At 68.1% G+C, this 11,286-nt stretch carries 10 protein-coding genes; 3 read left to right on the top strand and 7 right to left on the bottom strand.

Going from position 1 to position 11,286, the window contains the following annotated elements:
* Window positions 1-251: 251 nt before the first annotated feature.
* The 3 genes from OG289_RS03040 to OG289_RS03030 all read left to right on the top strand — a co-directional run bounded on the left by OG289_RS03040 (window position 252) and on the right by OG289_RS03030 (window position 3,573).
* Window positions 252-1,475, top strand: coding sequence for an N-6 DNA methylase (locus OG289_RS03040; protein WP_327312448.1), 1,224 nt, complete (start codon window positions 252-254; stop codon window positions 1,473-1,475).
* A 491-nt stretch (window positions 1,476-1,966) separates the two neighbouring features.
* Window positions 1,967-2,644 carry a hypothetical protein gene (locus tag OG289_RS03035; RefSeq protein WP_327312447.1) on the top strand — a complete coding sequence of 226 codons (678 nt, stop codon included), beginning with the start codon at window positions 1,967-1,969 and terminating at the stop codon, window positions 2,642-2,644.
* Window positions 2,632-3,573, top strand: a complete 942-nt coding sequence (locus OG289_RS03030; RefSeq protein WP_327312446.1) for a hypothetical protein — start codon at window positions 2,632-2,634, stop codon at window positions 3,571-3,573. The genes OG289_RS03035 and OG289_RS03030 overlap by 13 nt, the downstream gene beginning before the upstream one ends.
* 293 nt (window positions 3,574-3,866) lie before the next feature.
* On the opposite strand, the gene OG289_RS03025 is transcribed toward OG289_RS03030, so the two are convergent.
* From OG289_RS03025 to OG289_RS02995, 7 genes are all read right to left on the bottom strand, one after another.
* A complete protein-coding gene (locus OG289_RS03025; RefSeq protein ID WP_327312445.1) occupies window positions 3,867-5,318 on the bottom strand; it encodes an argonaute/piwi family protein in 1,452 nt (483 codons plus the stop codon).
* A complete protein-coding gene (locus OG289_RS03020; protein WP_327320565.1) occupies window positions 5,315-6,628 on the bottom strand; it encodes a DUF4365 domain-containing protein in 1,314 nt (437 codons plus the stop codon). The genes OG289_RS03025 and OG289_RS03020 overlap by 4 nt, the downstream gene beginning before the upstream one ends.
* Before the next feature lie 241 nt (window positions 6,629-6,869).
* The gene (locus OG289_RS03015; protein WP_327312444.1) at window positions 6,870-7,181 is read right to left on the bottom strand and encodes a hypothetical protein; all 312 of its coding nucleotides are present in this window, start codon (window positions 7,179-7,181) and stop codon (window positions 6,870-6,872) included.
* Window positions 7,182-7,299: 118 nt separating this feature from the next.
* The gene (locus OG289_RS03010) at window positions 7,300-8,058 is read right to left on the bottom strand and encodes a hypothetical protein (protein ID WP_327312443.1); all 759 of its coding nucleotides are present in this window, start codon (window positions 8,056-8,058) and stop codon (window positions 7,300-7,302) included.
* Window positions 8,055-8,771, bottom strand: a complete 717-nt coding sequence (locus OG289_RS03005; protein WP_327312442.1) for a ParA family protein — start codon at window positions 8,769-8,771, stop codon at window positions 8,055-8,057. Before OG289_RS03005 ends, OG289_RS03010 begins: the two co-directional genes overlap by 4 nt.
* 163 nt (window positions 8,772-8,934) lie before the next feature.
* Window positions 8,935-9,507 (bottom strand): helix-turn-helix domain-containing protein, encoded by a 573-nt coding sequence (locus tag OG289_RS03000; protein WP_327312441.1) that lies wholly within the window; start codon window positions 9,505-9,507, stop codon window positions 8,935-8,937.
* The gene (locus OG289_RS02995; RefSeq protein ID WP_327312440.1) at window positions 9,504-10,832 is read right to left on the bottom strand and encodes a transcriptional regulator; all 1,329 of its coding nucleotides are present in this window, start codon (window positions 10,830-10,832) and stop codon (window positions 9,504-9,506) included. The genes OG289_RS03000 and OG289_RS02995 overlap by 4 nt, the downstream gene beginning before the upstream one ends.
* Window positions 10,833-11,286: the final 454 nt, after the last annotated feature.

Below are 11,286 nucleotides of genomic sequence, written 5' to 3'. Positions count from 1 at the left end.
AACCCTTGGGGGGCGAATCCGAGCTGCAGGTATCGTCGATTCCTGAGTAGCGCGCCCTTGCCAGCCGCACTCGGCAGGGCACGTGCCACTGTCCTGGAAGAGCGACGGCGGCTTCGGGTTGTAGTGGTCGAGTGGGCGCGATACCTTTCTCGGCTGGCTTGATCGGGAGAGGGGGGACGGTGTCGGACAGGAACGTGGGGGCGGCTGACGTACGGTCCGTGCTTCGAGCTGCGGGCTACACGCTTCTGCAGGTGCAGCCGCGTCTTGAGAAGCTGTCGAGCTTGCGGCCTGATGTGCTGGCCTGGGCCGCCAACGCCGATGGGGACTTGGTGCCGTGGGCGGTTGTCGAGGTAAAGAGCGGGCGGCTGAAGCGGCCCGAGCTGGCTCTGCCCGGCCTTGCCCGTAGCCGGGACGTCATGGGTACGGTCGACCATTACGCAGTTGTCAACGGCGAATGGTTCAAGGCCGACCGCGGTGTCCGGTCCCTGGAGCCTGTCGATGGTCCGACGCCTCCTGAGTACGGTGCGCGGGGTCTGCTCACCGACGAGGAGCTCGCGACGTCCCTGCTGGTGCAGCGCCTTTGGTTCGAGGCCGATCGTCTTCGCAGTTCCGGGGCGCGTGCCGGCGACGCTTTTCCCGCCCGGACGGTCCTGGCAGAGACGGAGCAGTCCGGTATCGAGTTGCCGGACGGCGGGCTTCTTCCTGTGCGACCGGATGTGCTGTGGCGTGCCAAACGTTCGGCACTGATCGAGTTTGCCTCCCGCGGCAGTTCTGAATCCAGTTCCCACCCCGTGATCGCTTCCGCGGTTGCCGCGCTGGCCGAACAGCGTGTGACGGGGACCGTCCTGGACCCGTTCTGCGGGACCGGCTCGTTCCTGTGGGCCGTTCTCGACCGTGCCGCCCGAGTGGATGCCCCGGCCCGGTTCGTCGGCTACGAGATCAATCCACGACTCGCCGGCCTAGCCGCCAGTATCGGCAACGGCGCCCCGCTACCCGTGACAATCGACGAGGCCGATGCTTTCGGCACGGAATTCGTGGGGGCTGATGTTATCGTCACGGCGCCGCCTCTTCGTGTCCGCTCATCTGACCACCAGACGCTGTTGGACGGATCGAGGACCACCGACGGTGACGTCGCAGCAGTCGACAAGAGCCTGCGGGCGCTGAACGCGGGCGGGCGCGCCGTGTTCCATGTGGCGAGCTGGTTCACCTGGTCGGAGCGCTATGCGTCGTATCGGACGTTTCTGGCCAATGAGTTTCACGTGGCGGCCTTGATTGGTCTGCCCAGGGGAGCCATGGCCGGCACGGCAGCCACTTCCGTACTCATGACGATTGACAAGAAGGAGCCGGCGGAGACATTCGTCGCGCAGCTCGGCGACGACTGGGAAAACCAATTGGAGCCGGAGGGCGCGGCTCTGAGCGCAGCACTCGCCTTCATTAATCCTGCAGCCACTCCGCGCGGCCTGGGGCAGTCATGAGTACGTCCCTGGTCGTTGACCTGCGCAGGGTCGGACCTGGATGGGACCCGGTCAGGCTGGCTTCTTCCGCATTCCAGTGGCCGACGCAGGCACCGCTGGCTTCCCTGCGCGAGCTTGCTTCGAGTCTGCCGCCGGACACGGTGACAAAGGCTGGGTCGCCCGTCATCACGCCCGCCAATGTGGCGGCGTCAACAGGCGCCATCCGTCGGCGCAGCACCAAGTACCAGGGGAGCGTCTTCGCCGTCGGCCTGCACGGGCTGCGAAGAGGTGACGTCCTGGTGCCCCCGTCGGCATCCGGCCCGGCACTCCTCATCGACGACCGGCTGAACGGGGCACTGTTCTCTTCCCGGTTCACGGCCTTGCGCCCCCTCGCCCCGGTCGACTCCCTGTGGATCTGGGCCGTACTCAACAGCCAGAGCGGGTGTGCCCGGCGGGCGCTCCTGGCGGCAGGGTCGACCACGGGAGCTGTCAAGACAACGGATCTGCTCGACATGACGCTGCCGGTGCCGCCTCTGGCGCACACGCAGCAACTACGCCAGGCACTCGCCCGGATCGAGGAGCGAACCCATCAGGCGGAGGCGCCCGCGGAGTCGACCTGGTGGGCCACGGCGGATCTTCGTGTCCGGAACGACTGGGCGATCACGCTTGCGACGCCCCGCCCTGACCTCCTGAGCGACGGCGAGCCTCTCAGCTCCTTCATCCGGGAACTCGCACGGTCCCGATCGACCCGGAATGCCGAAGCGCCTGAGGAAGTGCCGGGAACCCTGCCGGTGGTGGACGTCAGTTCCCTCGCCGGAAAGCCACCCCGCCGATGGGTTGAACCGGAGACCTCCGGGGCAACCGTCATCGCTCCCGGAGATCTCCTCATCGCGGGCCTGGGCGACTATTCCTATGCCACCGTTGCCCAGCGCCCGGGCGTGGCAGATCCGCATGTCTTCGTCCTGCGCCTGCTTGACCAAGCGCAGGGGCCGGCCCTGGCGCACTACCTCAACGGGCGCGAAGGGCAGGCCACCAGGCGGATCCTCCTGCGCGGGTCGACCGTGCCCTCCGTGAGGCGCGCGGACATCGAAAGCTTCCCCATCCCCCGAGAAGCTTTCGACTACGACGGCGACGCCGAGCCGGACGTACCGCTGGCCGAACAGCTGGAACAGGTCCTATGGACGAGCTGAGGTGCGAGCTTTCACCGCTTGTGTACGCCGAGCTGTACCGGCTGCTCGCCGCCGACGAGGCACGCCGCGACGTTCTGGAGGACCGCCTCGCCGTGATCGGCTACGACCATGCGTGGCTCAGCACTGCGGCTGACGCGTACAACGAGTACTGGGAAGTATTGCTGCCGTCGACCGACGCCGACAACGTCAGCAGCCTCGCGCTGCCCAGGATCGAGCATGCTCAGCTGGCCACCTGGATCCTGGCCGGACTGCGCACCACAGGAGAAGACCGAGAACTGGGCGCCGCGCTGGCAGCGAACGTACTGCGGCGTGCGCTCGCCGAAGTGCCCGGTCTCACCACACCGCTGCCCCCGGACCTGAGCCCAGTCATCATCGGATGGACGCTTGCCAGCATCATCGGCTCGCCCGGCTACGAGTGGCCCGTCGCTCCGGCAGCGCTACCGGACGACGCGAACATCAGATCGGCCTTCATCGGGCTTGCGCATCATGTCCTCGTACTGGAGGCCATGGCAGAGCCGTGGCCCGAGATGATGCAGACATCCACATACTGGCGCGGCTACGGGATAGCCGAGGCACTCAAGCCGGCCATGGGGCAAGGCAGCCCGGCCATAAACGAGCTGCTCAAGGAGTCACGCCCTCTGCTCCCGCAGTACCTCAGCACCCAACTCAACAGCCATTTCAGCCGGTTCGGCCCACGACGCAACGCGCTGTCGCACGTCACGGACGACCCGAGTAGGGAACGGTTCGTGGACGTGGTGACCCTCGCCCGCGGCTGGGATCATCTACGCCTGACGGTCCTGGGGCTAACCCAGTTCGTCTGCCAGGAGGTCTCCCGATCCCTCTACGACGAGGAGCAATTGCCGGCAGCCCTGCGCAACGATCCGTGGAGGTATCTCGAACGGGAAATCTCGACGGAGTGGCTGACGTAGACCCCCGCATACACCTTCATCCTGGGGCCCTTGCCAGCGTTTCGAGCGGCGACGAGGTGGTGTTTCGATCCAGCACAGCCCCGGTCCACCGGCAAGCTGCCCGCCCCGGTTCCCTCTTTTGGGGACCCAACATGGGCGGGCTGGCGTCTCGTCGCCCAATTGCGACTACCGCTGAGCGGCCCGGCGTCAGAGACCGCCGTCGGGCCCGCTGAGCAGTGCGAGACCGGCCCTTGCCCGGGGCGCTGCTTAGACGTTTTTGACGGCGCAGATGCGATCGAAGGTTGTCCTGAGCGCTACATGTAGTAGGCGTAGCGGGTGGCGATTCGGGCCGCGGCGGGGACGTGCTTGAGGATGGAGCCGACCCTGTAGGCGGTGCGTAGTGTGAGCGGGTCGCGTTCGTCGAGTTGGGCGTTGTTCCAGTTCATCTTGGTCAGAGCGAGGATGTCGGTGCTGGCGGTCAGCAGATCTGTGCCGAGCGTTGCGGGCCGGATCAGCAGGGGCTGGGGGACGTACAGGCCGGGGTAGGTCCGGAAGTACGGCACGGAGCCGCGGGTGTACAGGAGCAGGGAACGCAAGTCCAGTTGGACGCTGGTGCCGCGCAGCGGTGGGAGCTGCCCGGTCCGGTACAGGTGCGGGGCGCCGCGCCGCTGGATCCACAGCAGGTCGACATGGTCGATGTCGCGCAGGTCGGCTGCCTCGTGGAAGCCGTCGACCTCCCCGGTGGTGAAGTTCGAGGTCTTGTGCACGACGATGCGCGCGGGCTGGTGGCCGTGAGCGGTGCGGTACTCGGCCAGCGCGTCCAGTAGCAGTTGCCGGGCGTCGGAGAGCGTCAGGTGGGGCTGGCGATCGGTCTTGGAGATCTGCGCGGTGCCGCCGCGGACGACGACGCCGTCGCCGCGTTCGTTGAACACCTGGGCGACGGCGGTGTGCAGCTCGTTTCCGTTCGCGCTGCGGTAGAAGCTGACCCCGACGTAGCAGGTGGCCAGGTCGGAGCTGTGGCGCTGCATGCGCCAGGGGGTTCCGCCGGCCTTGTAGTACAGGGCCGTGTGCAGGTTCCAGGCCCTGGTGGCCTCGTCCTGCAGGGGGCGGAGTGTTTGCCCGTTGGTCCTGGCCGGGATCCCGGTCCAGGTCTCCTTGCGCATCAGCTGCAGGGGAGCGGGCAGCGTGAGCGCGGTGGCCTTGAGCAGGTCGTGGAAGTCGCCTCCGGTTCCTCGCTCGTCCTGATCCTCTTCGCGTTCGGCCCTGTTCTCCTCTGACGGCGGGTGTTCTTCGCGGTCGTGGAGTTCTTCCGGGCGGGCGCAGATCACGACGCGGCAGCGTCCGGTGTCGGCCAGGGACCGGGCGGCGTCGGCGTACATCTCGACCGCGTCGGCGGTGGCGGAGGCTGTGTCGGCGCGGGCCAGGCGGCGCAGTTGGCGTTCGGGGATCTCGCGGACGAGGGTGTCATCGAAGACGAGCTCGGCGCCGAACGGGGAGTCGGTGCTGAAGCCGGGGAACGGCTGGTGCAGGTTCTCCTGGCCGGGTTTGGTGTCCTTGGCCTCGATGTGGTTCTTGCAGCGCTGGAGCCAGCTTCGGATGCCGTCGACCGCATGGGCGGGGCCGACCAGGGCGATGGGGATCTGACGGGGTCCGGTAGGTGAGTCGGCGTCGGCGGGGCCGAACACGCTGATGCCGTAGCGGGGATCGATGTGGCGGTTTCCGGCGCGGAACTCCAGTTCCGGCTCGTGCAGCACTGGTGCTTTCATTGCGGCAGCTCCCACAGTCCCTCGGCCAGCCCGTTCACGCTCGGTTTCGGCGCTGGTTCTTGCGGACTCCAGACGCTTTCGTCGATGGCGGCATCGCAGTCGAGCTGCAGGAGCTGGCCGAATCGGATGCGCTCATCGCGGCTTCTGAACAGGGTGTCATCGCCTTGCAGGTAGTCGGCCCAGGCGCGTACGAGCTGATAGACGGCGTTGTTGCGTTCCAGCCGTTTGATTTTCTGGACGTACTCGGCGTCGTACAGCGAGTCGCGTCGGCCGTCGATGGTGAAGTGGTAGGTGGGGTTGATCTCCAGGAACCACTGTTCGCTCCAGCGGCGGAAGTACAGGCCGGCAGCGTAGTGACGACAGAAGGTGATCTTGGTTGTGTCGTCCTTGCCGAAGTACGGGGTGAAGAAGGCGCGTCCGCGGCTGCCGCGGTAGCGGCCTTTGATCTTCCGGCTGGATCGGTCCGGCGGGGCCTGCATGTAGACGACCTTCTTCGTGGGATGCCACACCAGCTCGGAATGGTGGGCGGAGCGCAGGGTGAAGTTCAGCAGGGAAACGAAGCGCCGCTGCAGGTCGGGGTCCTCGGCGGTCGCCCAGTTCTGCGTCGGGATGGAGGTGACCGGCCCGTCGCACAGCACGGCGAGCGGGCCCTCGTCCAGTCGGCACAGTGAGTAGATTCGTCCGGCGGCCAGGACGAAGCCGCTCTCGAACTGGTTGCCGTTCGAGCGCATCCGCTCCCAGGCATCGCCGCGGTCACGACACGGCGTGGACGCCTCGTAGATGAGCGGTGCGAAGCCCTCAATCGTGAGGAGGTTCGAGACCAGCTGTTCGCTTCCTTCAAGGCGTGGCAGCGGCTCTCCGGCGGGCACGCCCAGGGCCGAAAGCTGACTGAAGGCATCGAGGTCGAAGCGGTCAGCGGCCGTGTCGAACTGGACGACGCGACGTGCCTTGCGTTCAGGGTCGGCGAACCAGGTGTCGACGCGTTTCCACCACGCCTGCTGGACACGCAGGTCCACGCAGATGAGCACGACCGGACGGCCCAGCCGGAGCCAGTAGGCGATGTGGTCGGCCTTGCACGTGAACTTGAATTCGGTCGCGGTCGCGCCCCGAAACCCGACTTCTGTGCCCTTCACCTGGGCCAGGACGGCGACACCGGTGACTTCCCGATCGGCGTCCACGAACTCGATCTGACCGTCGATGGCGAAGTCACGTTTGGTGTCGTTCCACACATGGCCGGCGTCGGAGACGGCCTTGTCGACGAATGCCTCGCCCCGGAACCCAGCCCGCTGCTGGACGCTGCGCTGCGGCATCCGATCAGTGCTCCGAGAAGGACACCGGAGTGCCCGCCGCAGCCCGGCCGGATCTGGGAGGCCGAGGTCGCGCGTTGTTGTCCCACCCCATGGAGTGATCCTCCGTCCTTCACGCCTGGTCCAGGTCAACTCAGGATAGGAGGGACCACCGACAACGACCCGTGCACGCATGCGGGAGGAGACTCGGAGGACGGGCGCCGGGACATTTCGAGGACTTCACTGACCTCGCCCGGGGGTGTGATCACTGTTGTTCGGCCTTGGGCGGGGTGAGATCGGGAGGGTAGCCCTTGGCGCGAAGGAATGCGTCGAGCGCTATGGCGACGATGTCACCGTGCTGGACGCCGTGGTCCGCGTGGTACCGGCGGATGCGCCGCTGCAGTTGGAGAGCGTCGGGAACGGCGTAGTTGATCTGCCCACGACTGGTATGGCGGCCACTGATGACCTCCAATGTGTCCGGATGAGGCGCCAACGGGTCGTCGGTCAGGTCGGATTGCGCGTCGAGAGCGTCAGCCAGTTCACGCAGCTGACGGGCGTGGCGCGAGAGATCGGGCACGTGCTGCTCCAGTCCGGCCCACTAGTCGACTAGCTAGCCGCCTAGTGGAATAGTCGATGGGACGGGTGTCCGCGAACGCGAGAAGCGTTCGCGGACACCCTGGGAGATGAACGCCGCGTCAGAAGCCGCGGGCGGTGAGCCACTCGTCCAGCGCGACGGAGACGATGTCGCCGATGGGCAGGTGGTCGAGTTCGTTGTCCAGCGCGAAGCGCTTGATCCGCTTCTTGAGCTTCAACGCGGCGGGGACCGACGAGTCGAGGCTCTCGCGCGTGATGATGCGCTGGTTGAGGATCACGGCCGTCTCAGGGATGTCCTTGGGGCGGCCAGGGCCGTGAGCCCACGGTGTTCCCTCGCTGGGTGTTGCCTCCGGTCGCACGTACTGCTCCCGGTGAGACCCCGGCCCCTCGGTCCTTACCGGGAACGCGGTATCGGCGGCGACCGGAGAAGCTGCCGGACGGACCGCCACCTCGGCGGCCGGGGTCCCGTCAGGAGCCGCGGACGGGACGGGGGAGAGGCCGTGTCGCGCAGCGGGTTCGGTCGGCTGCGCGGGCCGCAACGCTGGAGCTGCAGGTGCGGCAGCCGGAGGCTCATGCTGCACGATGGTCGGCTGGGTGGACGTCTGTGTCCCTTCGGGCGCTGCTGCAATCCGGCCCTGCTCCGAGGCATCGTCGGGGACGGTGGAAGGAGCGGGCTCACCTTTCGGCGGTTCGGTGGTGGGACGGCCTTCGTCGCGGGTGACGGTCTGTTCGGCGGCGTACTGCTCGTGCGTGAGCTCGGCGGCCGGGGGAGGCGGAGGGGGACTCTTCTTCGCCCCGCCCAGGGCACGCCCGCCGGTGCGGCGGGCCGGCGGCTTCGGCCGCTCGCTGTTCACGCTCATGCCTCGGTCAGCTCCTTCATCAGGTTGGCGTACTCGCTCAGTTCGGTCGGGATCTCGCCGAATGCCTCCATGTAGTGGACCCAGGAGTGGATGGTGGTCTCGGCGAGCGGGAACGGCTCGTCGCGATCCGGGCCGATGCCCTCGCCCTCGGCGGGCTCCAGGAGCTGGTCCTTCGCCCGGCTCGGAAGGCTGGTGCGGTCGTCGGCCTTGACCATCACGACGTGGGCGGTGACGCCGTGCTCGTTGCGGGCGGCGGCGCGCTCGGCCTCGTCGAAGGTGGCCACGAGCTTGCGGCGCTCGATCTTGGTGGGGGCGACCGGCACGAGCAGCAGGTTCGCCTCGGTAACAGCCTCGTGGAAGATCCGAGCGCTGCCGCCGCCGGCGTCGACCACGATCGCGCCGAACTCGGCGCGCTTGACCCGGATGTACTCGGCGATGTCGTCGAACGGGTACCGCTCGACAACCAGGTTCTCGGGAATCTCGAAGCCGGCGGCCTGGGCGACCTTGAACCAGTCGTAGGCGGACTGGCTCGTCGCGTCGGCGTCCAGCAGCAACGTGGGCAGGCCGAGGACGACCGCGTAGTAGAGGGCGATGAACCAGGCCGAGGTGGTCTTGCCGGTGCCGCCCTTGAGCATGCCAACGACGATCACGAACGCGTCCCAGACGTGTTCCGTGGCTGCGGCCAGGGTCTTGTGACGGGTGTTCTCACTCACGTGTGCTTGATCTCCTGAAGGGAAGGGGTGTTGTTTGATGCGCGGGTTGTCGAGCGGGCCGACGACGGGGGTGCCCGTGCTGCCCGGCGGCAGCCGGAATGGCGCACGACCGCCTTCTTGATCTGCCAGGTGCCGCGGGGGACACCTGCGAGAACGCGGGGGCTCATGGCCGCTCCTTCGTGTCGTGGGCCGGTCCGTGGTGGTGCTGGGGCCGCATGCGGGTGCCTGCTTGGTGCAGGAGCCGGTAGACGGTGGCGATGGAGTAGCTGTGTTCCCTGGCGAGGTCGGGGACCGTGGCGCCGTCCTCGTACCGGGCCCGCAGGGACAGCGCGACCTTGTACCGTTCGGCGGCCCGCGCTGCCGTGCGCATCCGCTGGGTCTGCTGGGTGGTGCGCACGGTGCCGCCGGCCTCGATCAGCAGGCGCCGGGCGCCGCGCCTCGTCTCTCCCGCCGTTGTGGCGAGTTCGGTGAGGGTTGCGCCGTGCTGCTCGTGCAGGGTGCGCAGATGGGCCGCGAGGCGCTTGCGGGCTTGTGGGTTCTGCCGCATCCGGCGGGTCTGCCAGGAGGTGCGCATGACGGTCCCGGCGTCGTGCAGCCGGTTGAGGACGGTGCCGTAGGACAGGCCGCTTGTGGTGACGAGTTCGTCGACCGTGGCACCGGACTCGTACCGCTGGCGCAGGGCCTGGGGCGTCACAGCCTCGCTCGCGCCAGGCGTGGCCGGGGGGTGTGGGTTCATGCGACGGACTCCCATTCGCTGAGGGCTTCGGCATGGGCGGCGGCCAGCTCGTCGTAACTGCGCTGGTCGGATGGGGTGATGAGGATCAGGCGGCCGTCGGTGGCGACCCGCCAGTCGGCGGCCGGACGGCCGGTGACCGGGTCGAGGACGCGCCCGTCCGGGGCGTGCCACGTGGGCGGGATCTCGTCGGGGCGCGGCATGGGTACCAGGACCTGATGGCCGTTGCGGACGAGCACCACGGCCCTGCTGCGGTGCTCCGCAAACCGGTCCAGTGCCTCCTGGTAGGCCGCCCGTTCCGCCGCGTGCAGGGCCTTGCGCCGGGCCGCGATGCCCCAGGTGCTGTGTTGCTCGGCGACCTTGGCCCAGCCCTGTGCCGGCGTGTGGCCGTTGTCGTCGTCCGGGAGGCGGATACCGAAGCCCTCCAGCGCATGTGGTGCAAGGGTCCAGGTCTCTCCGGTGTGGTGAACGAGACCGTGGTCGGCGAGGAGATTTAGGGTCCGGTAGGTGGTGGCGCGGGAGACCGAGGAGGTGCCGACGAGCTCGGCAACGGTCTGGTGGGGGTGCTGGTGCAGGGCGCTGATGATCAGGAGGGCGGCGCTGCCGAGGGCGTGGTGGGCGAAGGCGTCGTGGCCCATGAGACGGCTGAGGACGGTGGAGTCGATGTCGGCCGTCGTGGCCGTCTCAGGGGTGGTCCACTCCTCAAGTGCCGGGTCGGGGGGGAACTGAGTGGACCGGAAACGAGACAGCAGAGCGTGGTCGCCGTGTCCGGGGACATTGACGTCGCCCAGGTACCAGGTGGAGCCCTCCCGGCCATGGCCCACACGGAGACGCCGCAGCCAGCCCCGTGGCCGGAGGACCGTCTCGTAGACGGCCCGCAGTGTCGTGCGGGAGACCCCGGCTTCCTCCGCGGTCTGCCGCTCACTGGCGTGGTGCAGGGGTCCGCCCGCGATCTCGGCGAAGTTCAGGTGCGCCCGCAGCACCCGCAACGCGGTCCGTCCACGCTCCCCGCGCCACGGCGTCGTTTCGATCCGGTCGCGCAGTGCGGCGAGAACTTCGTACGCCTCGTGCCGGGAACCCAGCGCCGTGGTGCTGCTGATCGTGTCCGAGGCGCTGGCCCACACCCGACGGATATAGTCCAGGGCGCGCGACTGCCCGGATCGCAGCGCGATTTGCCGGGTGTGCCGTCCGCCTTCGTGCTCGGGGTGCAGCAGGAGCTGCGTGAGCTGGTCGATGGTGCCGCCGGCGCGGGCCACGTGGCAGGCGATGGCCGCGGTGATCCGGTGCCCGTGCTCAGCCGCGCCCTGGTGGTCCGCGCGCAGGACCACGCTCCGGCGGTCGGAGCCGAGCCTGCTGTAGCTTCCCGCCGCGTAGCGGCCGGTGAGGTCTCCGAGCAGAACCAGGTCAGCCGCAGCCGGAGACAGCCGGTGAAGCCCCAGTCGCTCGCTCGGGTGAATTGGACGTCGGGATGAGTCCGTCTGCTGGGTGTGGTGTGGCACTGTGGGGTCGTCTCGCAAGGACGTGGACGCCACCCAGGCCCGCTAAAACCACGGGTGGGTCCGGAACCGACCTCCAATCGGTGCCAAGCGAAGCCTCCAGGATTGCCGTCCTGGAGGCCTTCGTATGCCTGGCCCCGCATCAGAGGCAGGCGTCCCCATCGCGGCTCGACCGAGAACGACTCGGAGGGCCGCCAGAGGAGTCCTCACCGGTTCGACACCGTCCTGACCTCGGCTGATTCGGGGCCAAACAGAGGGTGATTGCCTCTGGCTGGCTCCGAGCAGC

The organism is Streptomyces sp. NBC_01235, assembly GCF_035989285.1.
GTDB lineage: Bacteria > Actinomycetota > Actinomycetes > Streptomycetales > Streptomycetaceae > Streptomyces.
The sequence above is the reverse complement of the archived record's forward strand: the minus strand, read 5'-3'. Positions and strand labels throughout refer to the sequence as shown.